Source organism: Psychrobacter sp. TWP2-1-2, assembly GCF_049896785.1.
Taxonomy (GTDB): domain Bacteria; phylum Pseudomonadota; class Gammaproteobacteria; order Pseudomonadales; family Moraxellaceae; genus Psychrobacter.
The window spans coordinates 1-23,051 of sequence record NZ_JAFCVA010000021.1 but is presented as its reverse complement, the minus strand read 5'-3'; the positions used below and the strand labels follow the sequence as shown (position 1 = coordinate 23,051).

Annotated in this window: 20 protein-coding genes, 2 pseudogenes and 2 other annotated features; of the genes and pseudogenes, 13 read left to right on the top strand and 9 right to left on the bottom strand. The window is 40.1% G+C overall.

The features are described from left to right. Nucleotides 1-212: 212 nt before the first annotated feature. Nucleotides 213-1,432 (bottom strand): annotated as a pseudogene (locus ACP7AE_RS13160) (IS3 family transposase). Further along, nucleotides 1,041-1,157, bottom strand: a sequence feature (AL1L pseudoknot). It overlaps the preceding pseudogene by 117 nt. A gap of 209 nt (nt 1,433-1,641) precedes the next feature. Between ACP7AE_RS13160 and ACP7AE_RS13155 the strand changes: the two are divergent. The 3 genes from ACP7AE_RS13155 (at nt 1,642) to ACP7AE_RS13145 (ending at nt 5,540) form a co-directional block, all read left to right on the top strand. Continuing rightward, nucleotides 1,642-2,082, top strand: coding sequence for a YbaN family protein (locus tag ACP7AE_RS13155; protein WP_426243625.1), 441 nt, complete (start codon nt 1,642-1,644; stop codon nt 2,080-2,082). A 236-nt stretch (nt 2,083-2,318) separates the two neighbouring features. Then, a complete protein-coding gene (locus ACP7AE_RS13150; protein WP_426243623.1) occupies nt 2,319-4,805 on the top strand; it encodes a TonB-dependent hemoglobin/transferrin/lactoferrin family receptor in 2,487 nt (828 codons plus the stop codon). Between the two features lie 153 nt (nt 4,806-4,958). After that, nucleotides 4,959-5,540 (top strand): biliverdin-producing heme oxygenase, encoded by a 582-nt coding sequence (locus ACP7AE_RS13145; RefSeq protein WP_426243621.1) that lies wholly within the window; start codon nt 4,959-4,961, stop codon nt 5,538-5,540. 166 nt (nt 5,541-5,706) lie between these two features. On the opposite strand, the pseudogene ACP7AE_RS13140 reads toward ACP7AE_RS13145, so the two are convergent. The 3 genes and pseudogenes from ACP7AE_RS13140 to parA form a co-directional block, all read right to left on the bottom strand. Further along, a pseudogene (locus ACP7AE_RS13140) lies at nt 5,707-6,820 on the bottom strand (IS3 family transposase); the annotation flags it as partial. Continuing rightward, nucleotides 6,429-6,545 (bottom strand) — a sequence feature (AL1L pseudoknot). Its footprint overlaps the pseudogene before it by 117 nt. Nucleotides 6,821-7,207: 387 nt before the next feature. Beyond that, complete coding sequence (locus ACP7AE_RS13135; protein WP_426243619.1) at nt 7,208-7,417, bottom strand: plasmid partition protein ParG; 210 nt, start codon at nt 7,415-7,417, stop codon at nt 7,208-7,210. 3 nt (nt 7,418-7,420) lie between these two features. After that, entirely contained in the window at nt 7,421-8,059 is a 639-nt protein-coding gene (parA, locus tag ACP7AE_RS13130) for a ParA family partition ATPase (protein WP_426243617.1), read from the bottom strand. Nucleotides 8,060-8,464: 405 nt separating this feature from the next. Between parA and ACP7AE_RS13125 the strand changes: the two genes are divergently transcribed. Then, nucleotides 8,465-8,689, top strand: coding sequence for a helix-turn-helix domain-containing protein (locus ACP7AE_RS13125; RefSeq protein WP_426243615.1), 225 nt, complete (start codon nt 8,465-8,467; stop codon nt 8,687-8,689). 156 nt (nt 8,690-8,845) lie between these two features. Then, the gene (locus ACP7AE_RS13120; RefSeq protein WP_426243613.1) at nt 8,846-9,121 is read left to right on the top strand and encodes a hypothetical protein; all 276 of its coding nucleotides are present in this window, start codon (nt 8,846-8,848) and stop codon (nt 9,119-9,121) included. A gap of 272 nt (nt 9,122-9,393) precedes the next feature. Here the strand turns inward: ACP7AE_RS13120 and ACP7AE_RS13115 are convergent, their stop codons facing one another. Beyond that, the gene (locus ACP7AE_RS13115) at nt 9,394-10,350 is read right to left on the bottom strand and encodes a hypothetical protein (RefSeq protein ID WP_426243611.1); all 957 of its coding nucleotides are present in this window, start codon (nt 10,348-10,350) and stop codon (nt 9,394-9,396) included. Between the two features lie 25 nt (nt 10,351-10,375). Continuing rightward, nucleotides 10,376-13,027 carry a MobA/MobL family protein gene (locus ACP7AE_RS13110; protein ID WP_426243609.1) on the bottom strand — a complete coding sequence of 884 codons (2,652 nt, stop codon included), beginning with the start codon at nt 13,025-13,027 and terminating at the stop codon, nt 10,376-10,378. A gap of 260 nt (nt 13,028-13,287) precedes the next feature. Here ACP7AE_RS13110 and ACP7AE_RS13105 point away from each other — a divergent pair, with 260 nt between their 5' ends. From ACP7AE_RS13105 to ACP7AE_RS13080, 6 genes are all read left to right on the top strand, one after another. Continuing rightward, nucleotides 13,288-13,629, top strand: coding sequence for a hypothetical protein (locus ACP7AE_RS13105; RefSeq protein ID WP_426243607.1), 342 nt, complete (start codon nt 13,288-13,290; stop codon nt 13,627-13,629). Between the two features lie 698 nt (nt 13,630-14,327). Next, the gene (locus ACP7AE_RS13100) at nt 14,328-15,281 is read left to right on the top strand and encodes a replication initiation protein (protein ID WP_426243605.1); all 954 of its coding nucleotides are present in this window, start codon (nt 14,328-14,330) and stop codon (nt 15,279-15,281) included. Between the two features lie 82 nt (nt 15,282-15,363). Beyond that, on the top strand, nt 15,364-15,579 hold the full coding sequence (locus ACP7AE_RS13095) for a type II toxin-antitoxin system RelB/DinJ family antitoxin (protein WP_426243603.1): 216 nt from the start codon (nt 15,364-15,366) through the stop codon (nt 15,577-15,579). An 8-nt stretch (nt 15,580-15,587) separates the two neighbouring features. Continuing rightward, a complete protein-coding gene (locus ACP7AE_RS13090; RefSeq protein WP_426243601.1) occupies nt 15,588-15,875 on the top strand; it encodes a BrnT family toxin in 288 nt (95 codons plus the stop codon). Continuing rightward, complete coding sequence (locus tag ACP7AE_RS13085; protein ID WP_426243599.1) at nt 15,862-16,158, top strand: hypothetical protein; 297 nt, start codon at nt 15,862-15,864, stop codon at nt 16,156-16,158. The genes ACP7AE_RS13090 and ACP7AE_RS13085 overlap by 14 nt, the downstream gene beginning before the upstream one ends. A 141-nt stretch (nt 16,159-16,299) precedes the next feature. Continuing rightward, nucleotides 16,300-17,268, top strand: coding sequence for a DNA-binding protein (locus tag ACP7AE_RS13080; protein ID WP_426243597.1), 969 nt, complete (start codon nt 16,300-16,302; stop codon nt 17,266-17,268). A 1,071-nt stretch (nt 17,269-18,339) separates the two neighbouring features. Here ACP7AE_RS13080 and ACP7AE_RS13075 read toward each other — a convergent pair. The 3 genes from ACP7AE_RS13075 to ACP7AE_RS13065 all read right to left on the bottom strand — a co-directional run bounded on the left by ACP7AE_RS13075 (nt 18,340) and on the right by ACP7AE_RS13065 (nt 20,503). Then, a complete protein-coding gene (locus ACP7AE_RS13075) occupies nt 18,340-18,594 on the bottom strand; it encodes a Txe/YoeB family addiction module toxin (protein WP_426243595.1) in 255 nt (84 codons plus the stop codon). Then, complete coding sequence (locus ACP7AE_RS13070; protein ID WP_426243593.1) at nt 18,591-18,881, bottom strand: type II toxin-antitoxin system Phd/YefM family antitoxin; 291 nt, start codon at nt 18,879-18,881, stop codon at nt 18,591-18,593. Before ACP7AE_RS13070 ends, ACP7AE_RS13075 begins: the two co-directional genes overlap by 4 nt. Before the next feature lie 758 nt (nt 18,882-19,639). After that, nucleotides 19,640-20,503, bottom strand: coding sequence for a DMT family transporter (locus ACP7AE_RS13065; RefSeq protein WP_426138748.1), 864 nt, complete (start codon nt 20,501-20,503; stop codon nt 19,640-19,642). Between the two features lie 147 nt (nt 20,504-20,650). Here ACP7AE_RS13065 and ACP7AE_RS13060 point away from each other — a divergent pair, with 147 nt between their 5' ends. Beyond that, the gene (locus ACP7AE_RS13060; protein ID WP_426243591.1) at nt 20,651-21,541 is read left to right on the top strand and encodes a LysR substrate-binding domain-containing protein; all 891 of its coding nucleotides are present in this window, start codon (nt 20,651-20,653) and stop codon (nt 21,539-21,541) included. A gap of 737 nt (nt 21,542-22,278) precedes the next feature. Further along, complete coding sequence (locus ACP7AE_RS13055) at nt 22,279-22,683, top strand: hypothetical protein (RefSeq protein ID WP_426138750.1); 405 nt, start codon at nt 22,279-22,281, stop codon at nt 22,681-22,683. Nucleotides 22,684-23,051 lie beyond the last annotated feature (368 nt).

The following is a 23,051-nucleotide window of genomic DNA, read 5'->3' as shown; positions in this document are numbered from 1 at the left end:
GCGGCATTCCTTTTCGCTTAGTTATCATTAAATCTAAACCATCAGTCTTTATAAAAAATCCAACTGATATAAGTAATATAAGACAGCTATTATCGTACCGTCTGTATGAATAGCGTTTATAATTTCATTAAAACATCAATTTTACAACGCTAATATTTCTCTTGTTAAAATAGTGAACCGCCCCGACTCTATCGGAGAGTGATTTACTTGAGTCAGGCAGCAATACCCGACAGGGTCAAATTATCATAATACCGCTTTTCAAACTCAAAGGGTGACACATAACCAATCGTGCTATGCAGTCGTGTTTTATTGAACCAATCTACCCACTCAAGGGTTGCCAGTTCAATATCATTCACACCAGTCCAGTTCTGCTTTAAATAATGAATCACCTCAGACTTGCACAGCCCATTGACCGTTTCAGCCAATGCATTGTCGTATGAATCGCCTGTTGTGCCAACAGATGTAATCACGCCAGAGTCTTTCATCTTATCAGTATAGCGAATAGATAAGTACTGAACCCCTCGATCACTATGATGAATCACGTCTTTGGGATTGTTTCTATCTTCTATTGCTTGGTTCAATGCCGCCATTACCATATCGGTGTTCATGCGATTAGAAACTTTCCAGCCCACAATAGCGCGAGCAAACACATCAATAACAAAAGCAGTATATACCCAGCCGCTCGTTGTCTTGATGTAGGTGAAGTCCGCTACCTAAAGCTGGTTAGGACGATGCGCCTTGAAGTTGCGATTGACCAAGTCATCAGCGCGCTGCTAGTCGTCACGGCTGTTGGTGGTAATCTTGCCCTTACCACGCCAGACACCTTGTAAGCCATGCTGTCTCATTAATCGCTCTATGGTACACCGAGCAATCTTTAACCCATCAGCTTTCATCTGCTGCCATACTTTACGAGCACCGTAACGGCACTTGCTGTCCTGCCAGATGCGTCTGATTTCACCGATGTAAAAGTCGTCATGCTGTCTGCGCAGTGAACGCTTTTCAGGACTGTTTTCTAGGTCTTTAGCACGATAATAAGTCGACGGGGCAATCGGTAGGACTCTACAGATCAGCTCGACCCCATATTTAGCTCTGTTATTATCAATAAAACTGATCATTACTAAGGCGTGCGGTCGAGCCCCGCCTGGGCGAAAAAAGCCGCAGCCTTTCTGATGATTTCATTAGCTTGTTTAAGCTCTTTATTCTCGCGTTCAAGCTCTTTGATGCGCTCTTTATCACTTTGAGCCTGCACTGAGGCGGGAATGGTTTGGTCTATGTGCTTTTTATGTCAGGATCGCAGTGTCTCAGGCGTACAGCCAATCTTTGACGCTATGGCTTGAATGGCTGACCATGTAGAAGGATAGTCGCCAGACGCTTCAATCAGCATGCGAACGGCGCGTTCTTTAATCTCAGGAGTGTAGATTTGTCTTTTCATTGTCGTATTCTCTCAGAATGTTGAGTCTCCGACAATTCCGGGGCGGTTCAGCTGAATGGTAATGCATGATAATTTTGATAAACGAATGATTATCATTTACAATTATATATAAAAATATAATCTGCAAATACTGCTTTTTTTCTATATGAAAATATTCGCAGTTCGCTAAATAACTGGCTGCTACTCTTTAACTATCGAGCTACTTTCTTATGAACAATGTGCAACCTTCACCAAATTCATCGAATTTACAAAAAAAAGTAATGCTCAACCAAATTCATCATAACCGCCTAATACGCATATTATTTATGGCGCTAGGCGGTTTTTTCTTCTTCATAGGCTTAGTCGGTATTATTCTTCCAGTATTACCTACCACCCCTTTCATTTTACTAACGGCAGCATGCTGGGCTAAAGGGTCTGATAAATTCAATCAGTGGCTTCTCAAACATAAAGTGTTCGGTGAAATGGTAAAGAACTGGCAGCAGCATCGAGCTATTCCTCGTAAGGCAAAATATTTGGCTTGGTCAATGATGGCTATGTCATGCGGTATGTTGTTTTACCGATTTTCTGATAGTTTGCAGTGGCTTGCTTGGGTTACATGCGCAATATGCATCACTGTTACTTTGTGGATGTCTCGACTGCCGGACGCTTAATTTTTCCTACTATTGCAAGACGTTTTCCTGACTCCTTGCTAAGCCTTTGCGAAAAGTAAAATACTCTAAGATCATATATTTTCCTATTTGTTAATGATTATCGTTTACAATGTAACTATATTGTTTTATTATATGAAGAAACTATCAGCAATGTTATTAACAATTAATATTATTTCCTTTGACGACGAGGCTGATATGAAGAAAATTGTGCTTATTTTTACTATAGGAAATTTGGAATGCACGAGGATTCAACTTATAAGAAGTCGATATATATACCTAGTCTTAAAGGTAAGTCTAAAACCTTATTAAGTATTCTTGTTGGAACTTTGATGTATCAATCAGCCATTGCGGATACTCAGCACCAAGAAGATAACTTACCGATGTTACATATGGACACGATAACTGTTTATGCTAATAAGCAGCCCCCTATAAATGTAGGGGACGACCTTAAAACGGCCAAGACGATATCAGACAACCTAATTGACAGTGATAAACATTTAGTCCGTTATAACCCTGATATAAGTGTGGCTGATGCAGGAAGATATGGTAGCAATGGCTACGCTATCAGAGGGGTGGATGGCAATAGGGTAGCTTTAATCCTAGATGGAGTTAGCTTGCCAGACAAGCAAGTCAATGAAATATTTTCAGCTTATGGATATATGTTTGAGGGTCGATTTTCACCCGATGTAGAGCTTCTGTCAGAGGTAGAGTTTGAAGTCGGGGCGGACTCTTTTAATTCTGGTAGTGGTGCAATGGGAGGGTCTGTTAGTTTCAAGACCAAAGACCCAGAAGATTTAATAAGACCTGATCGTCAACTTGGTGGTTATGTTAAAACAGGTTATAGCAATAGCAATGAAGAATTTAGTAACGCTTTTGGTTTGGCAGGGAAAAACGATAAGCTTGAGGCAATAATTAATTATGTGCATCGTGAAGGACATGAAACAAAAAATCACCGAATGTTAGATTTCGATAAAAACAAACTAGATCCTGCCTATGATTTTATCAATGATCCAGACTATAAATATCCCTCTACAGGGTACAGATCTAATACAGCAGCAATACTACCTGACCCATTAAATTATACAACAGAGGCAACGTTAGCAAAGTTATACCTTCATTTGAACGAAGAAAACCGATTAGGTTTTCATGCCACTAAACAAAAAACGGATAGAGTATCCAATAACTTTACCAGAAAAACTTTTGCTTCAAGAATTAGTAAGGATACTGCAGAATTAGAAAGTTATGGCATCAGTCATAGATATCTACCTATTACTAGTGAGTTCATAGATGAGGTCAATACCACTTTAACTCAGCAAAAAATTACAGGAGTGGCTAATACAGAAACTTATAGCCAAGTATGGGGATCTGACTCTTATAGGGTAGATGGAGTGAAGCATCGGCCTCAAGAGGACAAAACCATACAACTAAGTATAGAGGCAATAAGCTTACCGTTAGAAACTGAGAAGCTAGGCTCTCATACTTTGTCAGTTAATACAAAATATGCAAAGACGGACCATAGATTGACCTTAGAAGAAACTTATATTCCTTCTTCAGGCAACCCCAGTTCTTGGTACGATTTTATTGGGCCCTCAGTGAAGCAAGATATCTTCAATGTGGCCATTCAAGACAAAATAAATTTAACGGAAAAGCTCGATACGACGATTGGGCTTCGGTATGACAATTACAACTACAAACCTTATATGGATGAAATCAATAAAAAAGGCGTCGAGAAGTCAAGCAAATATTATCCGGTACGTATTGATTATGAGAATGGCGAGTTTGATCACAATAAGAAAATGGACAATATAGGGGGGATGTTTTCCATAAACTACAAAATCAGTCCCAATTTGCAGACCCAGTATCAGCTATCTACAGGATTCATGGCACCCACTACCAGCCAAATGTATTCAGCATTTGAGATGATGGGAAATAGCTTAATGCCTAATGTTCACCTCAAACCTGAGAAGTCTATTAATCATGAGCTAAGCTTATCTGGCCAGTTTCAAGATTTAAGTTTTACAGCTATAGGTTTCTATACTAAATATAGTGACTTTATTAGTTTGTTGAATTCTCAAGAGGAACAACAACGATGCTATGAAGATTATTCGACCGGCCAACCGGTTTGTTCACCCCATTCTATAAATATACTCAGCGCCCAAAATATTGGTGACGCAGAGACTTATGGATTGCGTTTAGGAGGCGTATGGGATGTTGGACAGCTTGCTGACCTAGGAGGAGATATTCAGGTATTTGCTAATTTAAATTATGCCAAAGATAAAACTGATAAAGGAACCAACTTACTTGCTACTCAGCCTTTGAATGTCACATTAGGGTTAGGTTATGAAGCCCCTAAAAAAGATTGGCAACTGTCTGCGAATCTAAGGTATTTGGGCAGGAAACATGCTAATGATGCAAAAGTAGTTACCTTAGAATCAAATGGTTATAACACACCTTATAAGAATGTCATTGCTCCTTATAAGCACATTGATAAGTCTAAATCGGCTTATGTATATGATGTTTATGGGAGTAAAAAATTAAGTTCTAATTTAAAACTATCAGCGGGGGTGTTTAATTTATTTGATGCTAAATATGTTCCATGGGACAACTTGCGTTCGTTAGCAGAATTAAACGTCAACTCTATGGTAGATGACCAAGGGGTTGGCATTGAAAGATTTACGGCACTAGGAAGAAATTACAAAGTAGGGTTAACCTATGAATTTTAGACAAAGTGTTCTAGATAAAATACGTAAAGACAATCAATAAAACTTTAAAAACATTACGGCGTGTCCTCAGTCTGAGAGAAACTGAATAAATAGGATAAAAATGAGACTATGCCCTAACGTTACCTAATAAATGTGAATACAGTATAGGAAACAATGATGAACTTACCTCTTAGTGAAGCATTAAAAAAGCACTCCCGCCAAATACATGATAGTGTTGACATGCTCGTTTTATCTATGGAACCATTTGCTTCTATAGAAAATTACAGTAAATTTTTACAAGCACAAAATGCTTTTCACGAAGTTTTGAAACCTATCTATGAGAATCCCAGCTTAAACCTTAAGATTAAGGGACTTAATAGTCTATCGCGCTTAGAACAAATAGCCATGGACATGCAAGACCTTCACGTTAAGACTATGTTAGTCGATGAGGCTATACCTAGTCCAGGTGAGTTTGAATCTATTGGTTGGCTTTATTGCTCTGAAGGTTCAAATTTAGGCGCCGCAATTTTATATAAAGAAGCTCAAAAAATTGAACTTACAAGTACTCATGGTGCAAAACACCTATCTGCACATAAAGATGGCAGAATGGTGCATTGGCGTGAATTTAAAGAGCACTTAGATGGCTTAAAATTGACACTAACACAACGCCAACAAGCATTAAAAGGAGCTGAAGATGCCTTTGCATTTTTTAAAAGGGTCATTCGACAAGTAAATTATGCTGAAGAAACGGTGTAACGGTCATTTAGATAGAATGGTTGCTGACATACATGGTCATCAATGTAATTCGAACGCGCCTTAAAGCAGACGTTCGGTTTTTTAACGCCATATTGAGTAGTCACTGCTTATTCCTCAGTTAATGGATTATAAGCAGTTACACAAAGTTTGAGAAAGTCTCGAACTAATCTACCCACTCAAGGGTTGGCAGTTCAACATCCTTCACACCAGTCCAGTTCTGCTTTAAACAATGAATCACCTCAGACGTGTAAAGCCCATTGACCGTTTCAGCCAATGCATTGTCGTATGAATCGCCTGTTGTACCAACAGAAGCAATCACGCTAGAGTCCTTCATCTTATCGGTATAGCGAATGGATAAATACTGAACCCCTCGATCACTTTGATGAATCACATCTTTGGGATAGTTTCTATCTGCTATTGCTTGATTTAACGCCGCCATCACCATATCGGTATTCATGCGATTCGATACTTTCCAGCCAATGATAGCGCGAGCAAACACATCAATAATAAAAGCGGTATAGACCCAGCCGCTTGTCGTCTTGATATAGGTGAAGTCAGCAACCCATAGCTGATTAGGACGATGGGCATAGAAGTTACGATTGACCAAGTCATCAGCACGCTTCTGGTCGTCACGGCTGTTGGTGGTAACTTACCCTTACCGCGTCAGATACCTTGTAAGCCATGCTGTCTCATTAAACGCTCTATGGTACAACGAGCAACCTTTAACCCATCAGCTTTCATCTGCTGCCAAACCTTACGCACACCATAACGGCATTTACTGTCCTGCCAGATGCGTCTGATTTCACTGATGTAGAAGTCGTCATACTGACTGCGTAGTGAACGCTTGTGTGGGTTGTCGCTTAAGTCTTGAGCACGATAATAAGTTGACGGGGCAATCGGTAGGACTCTACAGACCAGCTCGACCCCATACTTAGCTTTGTTATCATCAATAACACTGATCATTACTAAGGCGTGCGGTCGAGCTCCGCCTGGGCGAAAAAAGCCGCAGCCTTTCTGATGATTTCATTAGCTTGCTTAAGCTCTTTATTCTCGCGTTCAAGCTCTTTGATGCGTTCTTTGTCACTTTGCGCTTGCACTGAGGCAGGAATAGTTTGAACGATGTGTTTTTTATGCCATGATCGTAGGGTTTCAGGCGTACAGCCAATCTTAGGGGCAATGGCTTGAATGGCTGACCATGTAGAGGGATAGCCGTTTGTTGCTTCGATTAGCATACGAACGGCGCGTTCTTTAATCTCAGAAGTGTAGGTTTGTCTTTTCATTGTCGTATTCTCTCAAAATGTTGAGTCTCCGACAATCCTGGGGAGGTTCACGTTAGTTCACCAAGTTTGGTTCTACAGTTTTTTCAGCATAGCTCAGACATAGAAGCACCTCACATTTTGTATAAATTTAATTGGTAAGTAATATTTTGATTAAGGACGATATACCTTAGCACTGATAACCGTTTTTGGCTCTATTATATGGTGCTGACCTAAGCGAAAATACTTGTTTTGCCGTTAGTATTTTCTTTGCAGCTTGCTTCTACGTCTGGCTTAAGAAAACAAGCATCTGATGCTACTAAAAAGGTGCGCAGCGTTCGACGATATGTATAGCTTTTTAAGTTTTTTACATATCGTTTTTATAGGTATAAAAAAACGAATTTTTTATACCTATCGCTCAACCAATTTTTCCTCAATCATTTCAGTCAGCAGCTCAGTCACCGTTTTTCGGCTTTCAAGCGCGTACCGCTTGAGTGCAATGTGTTTATCTTCATCTAGGTTAAAATTTACTCGAACCGTCTTTTTGGGGCTTTCGGTCACATCTGATAAAGCCAATTCATCCTTAGCTTTTTTACTTGGACGACCTGCTGATAAACTCATGACTTACTCCTCACCAAAAAATATTTGAATTTCACTGACCAATGCAGTTATCTCTTGTATTGCATTGCTATTAGGCGATTCGGTATCAAATACTGTCTTACCAAGAGCAGCACTATTAGGATAAGCAACTCGTTGCATCACTCTCGTCTCTAACACCGGAAGATTATAATCAAGCAGCGCGGTTGCCACCTCTTTACCAATGTTGGTATTTTGAATGGCACGTGATACGACAAACGCCGCTTTTAATTTGCCATCCATCATCTCAATACGCTGCTGCACCAAGTCAACCAAATCACTGGTTGCCCAGATATCGTAAGGACTCGGCTGCACCGGAATCAGTATAAAATCAGCTGCCTTGATAGCTGAAATGGCCAGACTAGTGGCTTGCGGCGATCCATCGATCACTACATACTCTTTATCAGACACATATTTTAAATCTTTATCTAGCGTTGGCCTGTCGAGCCCGATCACTGGTACTGGGTTGTCTTCATCAACCGCCCTCCAGTCACGCGCACTGCCTTGCTGATCGCTATCGACCAGCAGCACGCTATGGCCTTTTAGCTGCAGCCCACGCGCCAAATGCGTTGCGATGGTGGTCTTACCGCTCCCACCCTTTTGATTTAATACCGCGATTACCTTCATAAATACAGATCCCTGTAGTATGTATTGAGTATATAAGTATATAAGTATATAAGTATATAAGTATATAAGTATATAAGTATATAAGTATATAAGTATATAAGTATATAAGTATATAAGTATATAAGTATATAAGTATATAAGTATATAAGTATAGCTAAAAATGTACGTCACATCACTACTAATAGCAATACTTCATAGTAAAAATAGCATCGCCTTTTCTAACTAGCGTATATCCATCATGATAGACGTCCTGTATCAAAGACAGCATAATAAACTACCTACTACTAGGTAAATTGCCGCTATTGGATATCAATTTTAGCTACTAAAAGGAATACTTTAGCCGTTCATATTCGTTATAATCCGCTCACCAATCAAAAACCACTAATCGTTGATGAGGAAACCATTATGGTGAAGTGTCACTTATCGACCATCATGGGCGAAAGACGCCTTAAAATTGCCGATGTCGCAAGAGATACTGGTATCAATCGTGGCACCATTACTCGCATATATCATGAAGAAGCCACCCGAGTTGATCTAGATGTCATCGAATCTTTATGCTCGTATCTTAGAATCAATGTTGGTGATTTATATGAAATCATAAATGAGGACAGCAGTGAATCACCTGATTGAACACCTTCGCTCATAAGACATTATCACCTTTAGACGTATAAAAAGAGCTTTAGAAGGTCATTTTATCTTGTAATAGATTAAAATATAGGTATAATTTGACCTGTAATAGGTCATTTTATCCATTCTTTATATATAATAATCTATAGGAGAACACCAATGAACAACCATCTATCTCGGCTCAACAGCTGCGCATGGTTTAGTGAACATACTAAAGCTTTAGCTTCTCAGCTGTTATTCAGCTTACAAATACAGCAAGGCGTACAACTGGCATCATTACTTGGTGTTGACGCTATTCTTTATAATGATGAAGCGATTTATGTCTGGGTGCAACGACAGCTAGATGAAGGTGTTATCGTTGACGACTACACTTTAAGCATCCTTGAAACTACCTTTATAGAGTTGGTCACAGCTCATACTGACCAAGCAGCTTAATGGTTTCAACTGATATTCACAGATCTCTTTTTCGACAAGAAACAATAACCCTCAAAGCCAGATACACTGTCATTATCTGGCTTTTTAATATAGACAAAGATAACGACAGTCAAAAAATCCTTTTTTCAGTCATATATGTTCTAGAAGACTCATTCTTGACCAAATCTATCCGCTGCCAGTATCTAACCTAAGAATGCCCTTACAATTATCTACGCCACCCTAAGTCTATAAAGGTCTCTTTCGGTGGTATGGCTCACTATCACCATACACCTTTACTCAATCGGTTCCGCACGCGTCAACTCAGCTATTTTATAATATATAAAGCCTTTCTCATCTCTCAAAACGCTTTTGCTGTCTGCTCTAACGCACCAACTGATCACATCGGGCTGCTCTTCATTAACATCACAAGCCAAAATAAGCTGCTGACTTCGAGCGTTATTAAAGGCCTGCTTCCATCCCGTTTCAAGCTCATCGATGCCGCGCTGTAGCTCTACTTGCTGCTGTCTCATTTCTGCAATCTCATCAAAGCTTGGCACATACCAGAAGACCAGTAGCACCAAAACCATCACCATTCCCGCTGTGGCAGCAGCGGCCACTGCTGCTATCTTTTTAATACTCATGGACTCAATAGACTTGTAAATCTTATCCAAGTCTTTATCAGCATCCTCTTTTACTTCTCCAATCCGCTTTTTTGTAGCGGTCTCAAGCGCCTCAATATCGGTAATAATCTGCTTATGACCAGCTTGGTACTGATTGGTAAAGAGTGCAAGACTGTCCGCACTAGCGCCAAGCTTATCAGCCACCGCTTGCATGGCACTCACTTTCGCCTCTATGCTGGCGTTTTTAGCAGTGACGACCGCCTGTACAGCCGTATCAATCTGCTGCTTCATATCGATGATGATGTCCGCTATTTTGTCATCATAACGACGCGGCATTTCAGTATCGGTAAAGGTGGTCACTGCTGCTTGTAGCTGCTTTAACACAAGATCTTGATACTGACTCAATGCTTCTGAGGAAGCGCTCGCGCTGTTTCCTAGTTCTGCAATGACAGTGCTGATTTCGTCCACCGTACTATCAATACGGCTAAGAGAGTGATCAAGGCGCGTTGCCACCGCATCGTCAGCTTGTCCAATCAGTGCTCGCAGAGCTTCGATCACAGGTTTGAGTCTGGTCACTAGATTAATAAGCTCGTCGTGAATGTCGTGCTCATTGCTATTATCTTTATTCATGGTGTGCTCATTATAATAATGCCGCCTAAAATGGGCGTGGTGATGAGTAGCGGCGTGTTTGTGCTTGTTCTTGCGCTTGGATGGCGCTCTTCGTTTTTTGCAGGTGATCTGTCACGGTTTGCGTGAGCGTTGCCGCATCTATGGTGATAGCAGGAACATGCTCAAAGCGCTCATTGATCTGGGTTAATACCTCGACCTTATCTTGATTGTCAGGCAAGCGCTCAAGCTGTTGCCACAGCGATGTTGCTGCCTTCTGCACCTGCGGTGCAATTTTTTTGGCATCGGTGTCTCGTAAACTCTTTTGTAGTGTCGTAAAGCTGTCAGTGCGTTTTAGAGTGGTGAATATAAATGCTTGTGCGGCAACCGCCTCAGCCGCGTTGATCACTTCGATCGGTGCATCAATGGCTTTAAAATCAAGGGTATCAACGCGGTCACGCACCCGTACCACTAAATTGTCAAATCGATCTCGATATGCTTTGGTCTCATTGATTCGCTGACGCTTAAGAGATGCCTGCTGCCGTCTCTGTTGTAAAGCTACTCGCCGCCTTATCAAAGCCTCCTCTCGTGCGCGCTCAGCCTCTTCCTTAAGCTTTGCTTGCTCATGTGCTTTGTTGAGCTGGTGGTGAAGCACCATCGTACGGTTGCGCCAGTCATCAAGCCGATCTGCGTTCAATTGAGTGGTCTTGGTACGGGTAATCTCATCGTATAGGTCATCATCTTGCACAATCACAGCTTCACTTTGATCCAGTAAGGCGATACGCTGCTCATAAAACGGCGATAGGCGCTGATAAGTTTTTTGACTGGTATTGATTTGCAGCTTTAATTGTTTGATGTCTTCATTATTGGCGGTTTTAAATGTCTTTACATCAGATACCAGCGTTGTCAAACGCGCCTCAGCGGTATTATCTATCTCTACCGCTTTTAACGTACTGAGCGCCTCACGCCCTTCTAGAAGGTACTTAAAGCGCTCAACATCCAGATCTGCAAATGCGGCAAACTTATGATAAGTGTCCATGTTATTGGTAACGCCTATCTCTTGTAGATCCGAAAACGCTTGATCCCACTGTAAGGATAAGTCGGATTTTTCAATATCAATCTCATCCAGCGCTTTAAAGCCAGTCGCCAGTTTATTAAGCGTTGCGGCAAACGGTTTTAGGGTAGCCTTTAACCCTTTGTAGTCAGCAATGACTTCATTATTAAGCGGGATCAGCTTTTCTAGCATCGCTTTATTATTCAGCACTATTTTATCAATCTGTGACAGTTGCTTCTCAAGACTGGTAACGGCGCGGCGCGTTTGTAGGGTGTCGTCTTGTCTAAACTGCTCAACCAAGGCTAAAGCTGCCTTTAGTGCCTCGCTTTGCTCTTTTGTGCTTATCTGCCTGGCAAGCTCAATCATTTTTTGGCGGGACGTGCTGTAATCCTGTCCCACCTCTTCGGTGAACCTCGGTGTGCTTTTAATATTTTCGGCAATGGTAATGGTCTGTTTAGACTGGTGTGCTAACTCTTCATGCAGCCTATCAATGGTTGAAAATAAGGCGCTGCGCACCATCTTTTTTTGCTGCTCAAAATCATCTGAGATCACTAAAAGCTCATCAAGTGTTTGATCATTGGCCGCATCACTATGAGTCTGACTGTCCTCTTTAGGAGTAGGGGGTGTAAGTTCAGCGGCGGGATCCACCAAGCGAATGTTACTAAGCTCAAATCGTGCAAAGGGTTTACGCTTTTTATAATGTACTGTAACGCCATCAATCTCTTGTACGTTGCTCTCAAGATCAATACGACCCTTGTCGTCATACTCAATTACCAAACCATTTTTTTCGATGTAGGCGTTGATCTCATCAATCGTCTCGTTGTACTCATGAATCAATGAGCGCTTACCTTTTAAGATATCCTTATACAAGGATTTACCCAGTTTCATTTTTGGTAAACGATTAATGCCCTGCTCACGGTACGATTTCTCACTGATACTTTTATTCTCAGGTAATAGCTTATTAGCCATATCCGCCCAAAGTCGGCGTTGATATTTAAGCTCATCGCCGCGCCCATTTAGTCCTTTAGATAGCCGCTCACCGGTTGACCACTGTGTCCAATTCTTACGCTTCGATAAGACATAACCTTTATCCGCATCCGCTAATATTTCACGGCTTGAGAGTAAAATATGAGCATGAAAATTACTGCTGGTCAGCTCGACCACTTCAATCTTCTCCACATGCTTCTCATGACTGTGGGGGCGATGGATAGCCACATCGACAAGCACGTTGTAGCGATCAGATAGGGTTTGAGCGTAGCGCTCGACCAGCACTATGCGCTGATCAGCTGTAACCCCCTCAGGAAACATCACATCAATCTCAGTACCCAATTGCGCGTTTTTACGAGTCTCAATGCGTTCGATATTATTCCAAAACCCCTCACGCGTTACTGCCAAATTCTCAGCAATCGTTGGTGTTATCAAAGCCGTATGCAACACATTTTTCTCAATCACCTGGATGTACTTAGTGCCATCACTATCAACTAAATTTAGAATCTTATCTTTGGTTTTACTGGTGTAATCATGTATCTCTCCCAACTGCTTATCGATTATTTTTAAGCCAGAATTATAGGCAGATTTTGCCAACACACTATGATTTTTCGCTTTGCTAACAGCGCTAACCGATAGATGAAACCCTTTATTGTTCATGGCAAAAAATCCGGAATTGAAAAATGTTTTCTTGGGGGTCGTAGGGGGATCGCCCCCTGCCGAACTTAGGAGTTTATGTAAAAAAATAGCACCCCTTGTGGGTCTTTTTTACATAAACTCCTAAGTTCGCTCTTAACAGAGAGTTAAAATACTACTGCGCCCACAAAAAGATGTGGTCTTGTGTATTTTACTACCTTGCATCCCTATGTGTACACTGCTAGGATCAACTCTATCATAGTTGACTAGAAAAGGATGAGATAATGTCAGTAATATCAGATGATCTATTCGCAGATAAGATAAAGCAGTTACAGGCTATTAAAAAAGAAATCAATCAGGACAGACTTGAGGCACAACAGGTTTTGGGGGAATGGTTAGCCAACGCATTAGATGATGATGACAATCACGAACTACAAGCTATATTTTTAGACGCCCATGATAATGAAAGGTACGTTCGTTTAAAAAAGCACCGTGAGTTTTTAAAATCAATCGCTCATAAGATGCAAAGTGAGGCTAAGGAAACACCAAGCAGCTTTACACCACCTAAAAGCAGTCAGGACAGTGACCACGGTTCCTTGCTTGATGCTTACTCATCAGCACAGTAGCTGCTAGAAATCGCCTAATTGACGGTACAGCTGGATCGTCTACTAATTAGCGAAAGGTTAAGAGACGATTATCGGCTGTTTTAAGCGTTTTAGAATAGCTTTAGCTACCATCGTATCGAACAGAGTGTAAAACGCATATAAGAGTGGTTTTTAGGCTTTTTGGCAACGATTTAAAAGGGGTTTACAGAGGTATCGATAATGGCTACTGAAAATGAAGAACACACTGTCTACAAAAAATGAGAATGATATTGAGAATGTGAAAACAGGGTGTCCAGAATGACGGATGAAGATATTCAAAATATCTTTGACTATGCTTTTGAAGATTTTCAAAGATCCAAGCTTGACCCGAACCATGCAAACGAGGATTAACATCAAGTAAGTGGACAATTGCATTTTGAGCTATTGAGTAGTTTTACAAGTAATTGGTCGATCAAATTATCATCTTAAATCCGTTGGTTCTTTGGCTTTTCCCTCATTATTTAAAATGAAAATATATTTTTTACTTTTAAATACTTTTAAATACTTTTAGACAGTCTGTAAGCTTTACTATTAAAGGGTTACGTGCTCTATTGTGCTACTTTTATCCCGCATTATGCTACTTTTATCCCGCATTATGCTACTTTTATCCCGTTTAAATGCTATTTTTATCCCGCACTATGCTAGTATCTTAAAGTAACTAGCATAATGAGGTTGTCATAATGAATGATGTCGAGCTATACGAAAAAAAATATCCTGAAAAATGGATTGTTATGCAAAATAAAATTACTCAAGCTTTTAGAGAGATGTCTATTGATGAGAAGCGCATCATTATTCTAGCGAGCCCATTAGTTAGGGTTAATAATGCTACTGAAAAAACACCGATAGAGGTTACGTCTTCTGAATTTGCTAAGCTTAGCGGAATAGATAGAAACTCGGCTTATAAGCAAATGAAATCAGCTAGCAAAAAATTAATGAAGCGTACATTCATTTATGAGGATAAGGATGGTGATGATACAGAGGTTCAATGGCTAATCAGGTCGAAATATGCAGATGGCTATATATCGATGCATTTTACAGATGAGGTAATATATTTACTTCAGGTTTTTGATAAGTTCAACCCTTACACTAAATATTTAAAAGAAGATATCTTAAACCTCAAACTGACTTACTCTTTAGACCTTTACCATTTAGCAAAAAAGTCTGAGGGGAAGGGTGGTTTTTCTATGACTTTAGATCAATACAGGCAAGAACTTGGCACACCTAAGTCGTATGAGCGCATCAATAATTTGAAGGAGAATGCAGTTGATGGGCCTATAAAAGAAATTAATCAAAAAACCGACATCAAAATCACCTATGAAAACATCAAACGTGGACGCACAGTTACAGGTTTGACATTCACCGTCAAGGCCAAGCCAACTAAGAAAAAAGGACAGGAGGGCCTAAATCAGAATAATGAGGATAGAGATATCCCACCTCTAACCGTTAAGCAAATTGATCGTTTTGCCCCTTTGTTGGCTAACTACTCACCGTTTGGTAGTTACGCACCATCAGGTAAAAGCACTCAAGAAGTTATTAGTTGGTTACACACTCAATTAAGAGATGAGGCTTTTTTAAAGACCCACAAAAAGCACTTACTGGCGATAGGCTATACGTTCCCTAAGCAGAAATCATAGCAAAGAAAAAAGTAATTGGACTGGTGTAGTCCTATACAAATAGCTTATATTATATGTACATAAATAAGCCATAAGTGATGCTATGACGACAACTAATTATAATATTAGGCTCGATCAAGAGCTAAAAGAAAATGCCTTTGCGGTGTTTGAAAGCTATGGATTAACGCCGTCTCAAGCGATCAAATTATTTTTGACCCAAGTGGCGCAAACCAATAAAGTGCCACTATCTTTTGAATATCAGAAAGTAGCAGCTGTCAATCAAGATGAATTGCCAATCTATAAAGAGCATAATGATTAAGAGAAAAGATGAGTATTAGATTTGAATGGGATGAACAAAAAAACATCACCAATCAGTGCAAACACCGTTTATCATTTGAGACAGCTACCCGGGTTTTTTTAGATCCTTTATGCCTGCGTCAGCAAGACAGGTATGAAAATGGTGAGGAGCGGTGGCAGGCGCTGGATACAGTAGACGGCACAGCAGTCTTATTAGTAGCCAATACGCAGACAGACATAGATGGTGGCGAGGTTATACGCATTATCTCAGCTAGGCGTGCCACAAAGAGTGAGAGGAGGCAATATGAACAAGGTTAGCTATCAAATAGACGATTTACCACCCCTAACGCCAAAGCAACAAGCAGACTTAGAATATTTAGCAGCGCTTAGTGATGACAATATTGATTTATCAGATATTCCAGAAGTTACGGATTGGTCAAACGCTATCCGTGGCAGTATTAAGCCGCAAGCGTTCTCTGCTGAGGCGAGCGTCATCAACCCAAGTATCATTGCCAAGTTTAAGGATAGAGCCAAGCAAACAGGTGGTGACTATCAAGAAATGATCAATAACGCGCTAGAAGAGTACTTAGCGGATCACTAGTCATAGTTTAATGACCGGGACCTCAAGATCACTTGAGGTTTTTTTATATCTTGTTTTGTATTATATTGTAAATTGTATTATACTACATATATATAATACAAAAATTACCTATTTACTCATACAAAATTAAGGACAATGATGATGGCCATCACTATTCAGCAAATTCATGCCACAGCTGACCAGCTACAGGAACAAGGGATTAAGCCGACATTGGCTGAGGTGCGTAAGGCGCTGGGCGGGGGCTCATTCACGACCATCAGTGAGGCGATGAAGTCTTGGCGTCAGGATAACCAAGAAGAGGCGCAGTTAAGACAGATTGAGCTGCCAGGTGGTATCACTGAGCGCTTACAGTCCTTAGGGGCTGATATGTGGCAGACGGCCATTGATATCGCTAATGATCGCTTGGTGAAAGAGCGTGAGGCGTTAGAGGGCATTAAGGCCAAGGCACAAGCTGAGACAGACGAAGCGCAAGAGGCGGTTAAGACGCTAGAGAGTGAACAAGCCGACTTGTTGGTACAGCTCGACGAGGTCACAGCAACGGCAGAGGCAGCGGCCATCAGCGCGGCAAAAGTGACTGCTGAGCGTAATATGCTGTCACAAACGCTCAGTGATACTCAACACGCGCTTGAGCTTGAGCGAGCTAAGACAGATTCAGCTCAGGTTCAGCTTGCAGATCTGCGCCATACCCTTGATCAGCAGTCAAAAGAGCTTAACGCCAACCTATCAAAAGTGGCCACGCTTGAAGCCACAGCTAATAGCAATAAAGCGGAAATTACACGTCTGCAGGCAGAACTGATAGCGACTAAGGATGAGCTAAAGACAGTCACTACTGAACGCAATGAGATGGCGACTGATACAGCAGAGGTTAAAGGGGAGTTAAAGGCTATAATCGCTGAGCGTAACAAACTATCAGAACTCAATGATCAGCTGACTCAAACACAGGCTAAGCTTGAAGCTGAGCATAGCGTATTAAATAAGCAATATAGCGAGCTATCAAGCCGTCACCTATCAGAGCAGGAACAAGTGACTCTGTTACAAGATCAACTTAAAAAAGCACAAGACGCTCTGATACTTATTCAAAACAAAGATAATGCTTTTGATGCTGATTAAATAAAAGTATTCAATGTAATCAGGGTCTCAAGATAAAGAACAGTTATGAATGTATAAGAGACTTTACCCAGGGCATAGATCTTGTTCTATTCACACTAAGCCTATGAATCAACCATGACAATATCGACTCACTGAATAAGTGACTGTTGTAGAATAACTATTCTAAATTTTTCTCTGGACTCTTATAGTATATAGCCCACTAGGCTATATACTATAAGAGTTAGCCTAAGTGAATTTATGCTGATTTTGGAGCCTTGAGCAGATTTCAAGGAACACTCACCCTAAAGCGTTTATGAGTAAAAAAATACTCACAAACGCTTTAGTGTATTCCTTAGATTTGATGTGATTAGTCATGCCGACTTCATCGCCCATCGCGTCATCAAGACCGTATCACTGTATCAAGCTACGGTTGTTAAGATTACGGCTGATAGCACCGCCTAGACACGCTCTTAACCGCTACTGTGCTGTCATACGCTAGCAAGGGTCTAAACCCAATATACCGCTACGATATGCACGAGTAACCACTCATTGCGTTGCTCTGTTCCTTTGTCTAGTCACCCCTGTAGGGAGCTCACCCTTATGTCAAACGCAGTCGTCACCGAGGCCTGCCACCCATTTGACGGGTAACGGGTACAAAGAGAGCAGCATGAGGATGTAACGAGCGAACAAGCAGTTTTTAAAATGTATAGTGAATAAGGTTGATATGAAAGCAGTTTTTGGATAAAATGCACCTACACGGGCATTTAATGCTGTTCAAATAACGCACTGCGTATGCTTATTTGTTCGTTACAGGGTGTTGGCGCACTCTGTAACCGTTAACTACATTAAAAACTAAATACCTCTTGGAGTCAACTCCAAGAGGTATTTTTTTGTCTGTCATATAGATTAGGTTTTTAATATCTAGGGCGTTTTTAAATTACTTAGGCTAAATCAGAAGATAAACATAAAAGCCGAAGACCATTACTGGGAAGCGTCAAGTCATCGAAATTCTCTTAAAAGTTGACCATAGCTATTCTGAAATACAAGTCGTGGCTAAGTGCTTACGTCAGTTGATTGCTGAGATATCTCTGCTTAATAGTGATATCGACATTGTACGATAATAATCGCATTATCTTGAACTTCATAAACCAGCCGATGCTCTTGATCAATACGACGAGACCAGTAGCCTGCAAGGTCATGTTTGAGCGATTCAGGTTTGCCAATACCCTCAAATGGCTCACGTTTGATGGTTTTGATCAGCTTACCGATATGTTTGATTTTGTCTTTACTGGTTTTTTGCCAGTACTCATAGTCCTCCCACGCGTCCTCCGTCCAGGATAGTCTCAAGCGTCTACCTCATCATCAAAAATGAGGGGCATATCCTTAGTATCAATCTCACGTTCAATCAAGCGACCAGCTTTAGCATCAGCAATAGAGCGTCTGAGACGCTTGGCATTGGTAGGGCTGCTTAAAAGATGAAGTGTTTCCTCATACGAGTTAAACTCTTCTAAACTCATCAATACCGTCGGTTTAGCATTTTGTCTTGTAATTAATATCGGGCCTTTATCGGTATCTACCTTATCGATATATTTTGCTAAGCTTTTTCTAAAATCAGTGTAGTTCACAACGTCCATGATAGTTACTCCAGGCTTAATTATGTTGGTTATATGACCTATCATTATAGGTAAAATACTACACTAGTATAGTCTATATATGTACAGATATAAGTACTTATATTAGTAAAAAGCAAAGAGATAATTTAATATGTGACCATGTATACTTTTTAAAACGTACATATGAAAGCTGCCATATTGATCTTGGTTTAAATTGTTTTGCACGTTTGCTGAACTATATTATCGAAAGAACTAAGCTTTACTCATATACTCATATACTCATATACTCATATACTCATATACTCATATACTTTTGCAGAAAAATGATTATGAATGCAACATGATGGTTATTATTGAGCCTTACTGAACCGTCCCGACTATATCGGAGGCTGATCTACTTGAGTCAGGCAGCAATGCCTGACTGATCAAGATTATCCTAATAGCGCTTTTCAAACTTAAAGGGTGCCACATCACGAATCATACTATCAATCGTATTTTATTAAACCATTACAATCATAAACGCCCATGGGCAATGGCGGCTTTACGCCTATACAGAAACCAAACCGTGCATCTTAATGCTATTAATTCAATGCGTTATGCATGGGACGATTACCTAACAAGCTGAATGCTGCGCTCCCTAGCAACGCTGATAAAAGCGCTTTCATCAATAGTTCCAAGACTGGCTATAAGCTCAGTCCATTCAATTAAAATACTCACGCTCAAACACCAGTCTAGGGGATTTTTAAAGAAAGCTTTTAGCTTTAAGATATATGGTTATCCTACCCAATTTTTTGTCTAAACCTCATAGATTCAAGAGTAGCAAGCCATATCAAAGGTAGGATAATCAGCGCAGAACCTATTAACAAAGTCATATTTGGCACTTCGTTAAACCATATGATTCCAACCACCACCGCCCCTATTAAACCTGAGTATTCCGCACTAGAGACTTTGTACGCTTCAATGTGTCGGTACACCTGTACGCATATACCCGCATAAATCAAAATAAATACATTTGAACTGGCGGCCGTAATCAATGAGCGCCAATCAAATGGCTGTCCCTCCCAAATAGCCAAACCAAGCGCGAACGGTATTCCTAATAAATTGGTCAAAAGTAGCGTTTGATAGACAGAATGATGTTGTGGAAGTTTACGAACTAAGAGATTGTTTATCGCCATGGTTACCGCTACTATAAGCGCAAAAACTGCCCCTGAATTAATCTGTTTTGGTTGTACGATAACGAGGATACCAGCAAAACCTAACATAGATACCGCTATAGTTGGAAAGGTTAATCTGTCTTTATAAAATAAAAAACCTAGCGGCAATATAAATAAAGGGGCGGCATAAAAAATAGCATTCGCAGTCGCGAGAGGCAGTGCTTGAAGAGACAGCACCATGAATATCACACCCAACAACCAAACGTGACTACGAACAAAGTGCCATTTCATATTACTGAATAACTTGCTCTTTTTTTTTATTAAGCAAAATGGCAACAGCATTAAAACCGCTGTTAATTGACGAAACAGGATAAACTGATACACCGCCGTCTCAGAGGGCAAGTCCTTTATCAAGGCGTCCGAGAAGATCGCAATAATATTTCCTAGTACCAATAGCGTCATGGCAAATGCAACACTCATCTTTGGCATACTTATCCTCCCCGCCCTATTTTAAATTCAGAAACTGTTAAAACCCCAATGGGTTCATGCTGATTTAACGATCTGTCAGGCAGTATATGCAAGTAACGCTATGATGTATAATGATATAAACCATACTTAGTATTAGCTGAGATAATAATGGATTTACCACCGCTGCGTGCCATACAATGCTTCGAATCCGTTGCACGGCTTAACAGCTTTTCAAAAGCAGCAGAGAGCCTCAATGTGACACAAAGTGCCGTGAGTCACCAAATACGCATCCTTGAGAAGTATCTTGGGGAAGCAATGTTTTACAGGCAAGGCCGGACCTTTTCGTTGACAGAGGTTGGTGAGCGTTATTTCACAGATGTGAGTAGCGCATTGGGTCTTCTTTCAGATAGTAGTCAGATTATTAAGCATGGAAAACCTGGGCATATACGCTTAGCTCTGTACAGTTCAGTCGCAGTGAATTGGTTGATTCCTCGACTAGAAGACTTCTATAGACAGTATCCAGAAATAGAACTTACTTTAGATATGGTCAATCATCCCTCTGATTATAATGAGCAAAGGGCCGATTGTTATATCACCGTCAATCCCCCTCCACATGCTTTCATCAGTAAGTTTTTATTTTCTGAAACTTTATATCCTGTTTGTGGTCAAAAGCTTTGGGAGAAAATAAGAGATAAACCCCTTCCTGATGCATTGTGGCGGCATCCAATATTGTCCGTGAGGTATACAGATATAAGTGAGAATATAGCGGAGGATTGGCTGCGGTGGTGTAAGGCAGGCGGATTTGAGTTACCGAAGGATATAAAGATAAATCATTTTAGTCATGTACTACTAGCGATAGAAGCCGCACGGTACAATCTGGGAGTTACCCTCGTTAACAACTATATGATGCTAGATCAATCTTATAAGCAGAAACTCGTTAGAATCCCAATGCACGAACTACTAACAGGGGATAAATTTTACTTCGTTTACAAGGAATTAAAGAACAATCAGGACGATATTACTAAACTATCTAAATGGTTAGAATCTCAGTGTGAGTAAAGAAATCCTCTATCTTATTTGTTGTTACAAGGAAAATAATGATTTGTTAAGGGGTTCCAAAGTGATAAACCTTGTGCGACAACTATGCTGCGGCCAGCTAATGTATTAAAATTGATAGTAGCTGCATTTGTTTGAGCCACGACTCACCATACGGAGAGTTCAGACAGAGCAATACTGGAAAGAACAGATCATAAAAACTTATACTTCCCACGCCAATCTCAACTTATCGTAGGCTTTTGATTTTTATAGAATTTAAAATTTTAATTGTTTTAACTGAAATTTTAAAAACTAAGTAAACCAATACCTTAGAAAAATAAGTTGAGAGTGGGGTACTTCCCATAAATAGTCATCAGTTTTGTAGGATGTTAAATATCATAACCTGATAGGTTCCAATCTAAAAGATAGTAAGCTACTCAATTTTAGTTATTATTACTTTTATGAATAAAAAAATAAGCTTGCTAAACCCTAAACTGCTGACTAAATCTATCTTTAACTGGGCTATATATAATGACAATATTAATCATTAGTGATAGCATGGATTTAACTGCAGTGAGCTAGAGGCTATTACAGAGTATCTTGAGTTAAGGATTCAAATAAAATTTTCGAATTCTTCGCTCATAATATTTACTATCTGTTAAAGATTGCTTGCTTGATCCTCTAACAGACCGCTTTAAAGCTGCCTTTTAAATCAAATTTAGAAACAATACTAATAGAACGGGTAAGTTGGACACAAAGATATGATAGCTAATATATTTAACTTATCCACTGATACGTTATTTAAGCTTTTAGTAGCCGTTATTTGTGTGCTCATGTTATTAGCACCACTGTACAAATGGAAGTCTCGTCCACATAAGGCGCTCACCAAAAGAATACTAATAACTCTTCTTCTAATTCCAGTCTCTTTATATCTTCTAGTAGATACTTTCAACACTAAAGATCAGCAAAAAAATGATCAACTGTTATCGGCTGCTCGTTTTGCTGAAAATGATCGCTCATTAACGAATGAAAGCCATATTCCTACGCCTGACAAGCATGCTTTTGCATCAGCTCTAGAATTGAACAATATTAGAACAAAACAAACTGAGGATAGGCAGACCAGTCTTGCAGAAAAAAAACAGGAGCCTGAGGAAGTTAATCAGTAAGATGCCTACATTCTAATAATGTCCATAGACGTTTGTAAACGCATGACAATAACCCACTAATAAATGCATCTGAATGTTTTTTATACTATTTTCACAACTTTTTAGAATATCATAAAGGTCAAAGTGAGCATTAAATAACATAGGGCCACTTTAAAATGAAAGCGATACGTCATAATTATATGTGACTGATATCAGTTTTTCTTGCTTGTTATTATCAAAAAGGGGAGGAAAAATTTATCCCAATCGTACGGTAATCCCCCCAATAAATAAGAACACTTAGAAATAGAGATTAACTGCTAAAATATACCAGCAGGAGAATCCTATGAAAAAGACACGCTTTACTGATAATCAAATCGTTAATATCCTTA

What these genes read in the sequence shown, in the direction of transcription:
- ACP7AE_RS13155 (WP_426243625.1), top strand. Translation starts at nt 1,642, where the DNA reads ATGAACAATGTGCAACCTTCACCAAATTCATCGAATTTACAAAAAAAA.
- ACP7AE_RS13150 (WP_426243623.1), top strand. Translation starts at nt 2,319, where the DNA reads ATGCACGAGGATTCAACTTATAAGAAGTCGATATATATACCTAGTCTT.
- ACP7AE_RS13145 (WP_426243621.1), top strand. Translation starts at nt 4,959, where the DNA reads ATGATGAACTTACCTCTTAGTGAAGCATTAAAAAAGCACTCCCGCCAA.
- ACP7AE_RS13135 (WP_426243619.1), bottom strand. Translation starts at nt 7,417, where the DNA reads ATGAGTTTATCAGCAGGTCGTCCAAGTAAAAAAGCTAAGGATGAATTG.
- parA (WP_426243617.1), bottom strand. Translation starts at nt 8,059, where the DNA reads ATGAAGGTAATCGCGGTATTAAATCAAAAGGGTGGGAGCGGTAAGACC.
- ACP7AE_RS13125 (WP_426243615.1), top strand. Translation starts at nt 8,465, where the DNA reads ATGGTGAAGTGTCACTTATCGACCATCATGGGCGAAAGACGCCTTAAA.
- ACP7AE_RS13120 (WP_426243613.1), top strand. Translation starts at nt 8,846, where the DNA reads ATGAACAACCATCTATCTCGGCTCAACAGCTGCGCATGGTTTAGTGAA.
- ACP7AE_RS13115 (WP_426243611.1), bottom strand. Translation starts at nt 10,350, where the DNA reads ATGAATAAAGATAATAGCAATGAGCACGACATTCACGACGAGCTTATT.
- ACP7AE_RS13110 (WP_426243609.1), bottom strand. Translation starts at nt 13,027, where the DNA reads ATGAACAATAAAGGGTTTCATCTATCGGTTAGCGCTGTTAGCAAAGCG.
- ACP7AE_RS13105 (WP_426243607.1), top strand. Translation starts at nt 13,288, where the DNA reads ATGTCAGTAATATCAGATGATCTATTCGCAGATAAGATAAAGCAGTTA.
- ACP7AE_RS13100 (WP_426243605.1), top strand. Translation starts at nt 14,328, where the DNA reads ATGAATGATGTCGAGCTATACGAAAAAAAATATCCTGAAAAATGGATT.
- ACP7AE_RS13095 (WP_426243603.1), top strand. Translation starts at nt 15,364, where the DNA reads ATGACGACAACTAATTATAATATTAGGCTCGATCAAGAGCTAAAAGAA.
- ACP7AE_RS13090 (WP_426243601.1), top strand. Translation starts at nt 15,588, where the DNA reads ATGAGTATTAGATTTGAATGGGATGAACAAAAAAACATCACCAATCAG.
- ACP7AE_RS13085 (WP_426243599.1), top strand. Translation starts at nt 15,862, where the DNA reads ATGAACAAGGTTAGCTATCAAATAGACGATTTACCACCCCTAACGCCA.
- ACP7AE_RS13080 (WP_426243597.1), top strand. Translation starts at nt 16,300, where the DNA reads ATGGCCATCACTATTCAGCAAATTCATGCCACAGCTGACCAGCTACAG.
- ACP7AE_RS13070 (WP_426243593.1), bottom strand. Translation starts at nt 18,881, where the DNA reads ATGGACGTTGTGAACTACACTGATTTTAGAAAAAGCTTAGCAAAATAT.
- ACP7AE_RS13065 (WP_426138748.1), bottom strand. Translation starts at nt 20,503, where the DNA reads ATGCCAAAGATGAGTGTTGCATTTGCCATGACGCTATTGGTACTAGGA.
- ACP7AE_RS13060 (WP_426243591.1), top strand. Translation starts at nt 20,651, where the DNA reads ATGGATTTACCACCGCTGCGTGCCATACAATGCTTCGAATCCGTTGCA.
- ACP7AE_RS13055 (WP_426138750.1), top strand. Translation starts at nt 22,279, where the DNA reads ATGATAGCTAATATATTTAACTTATCCACTGATACGTTATTTAAGCTT.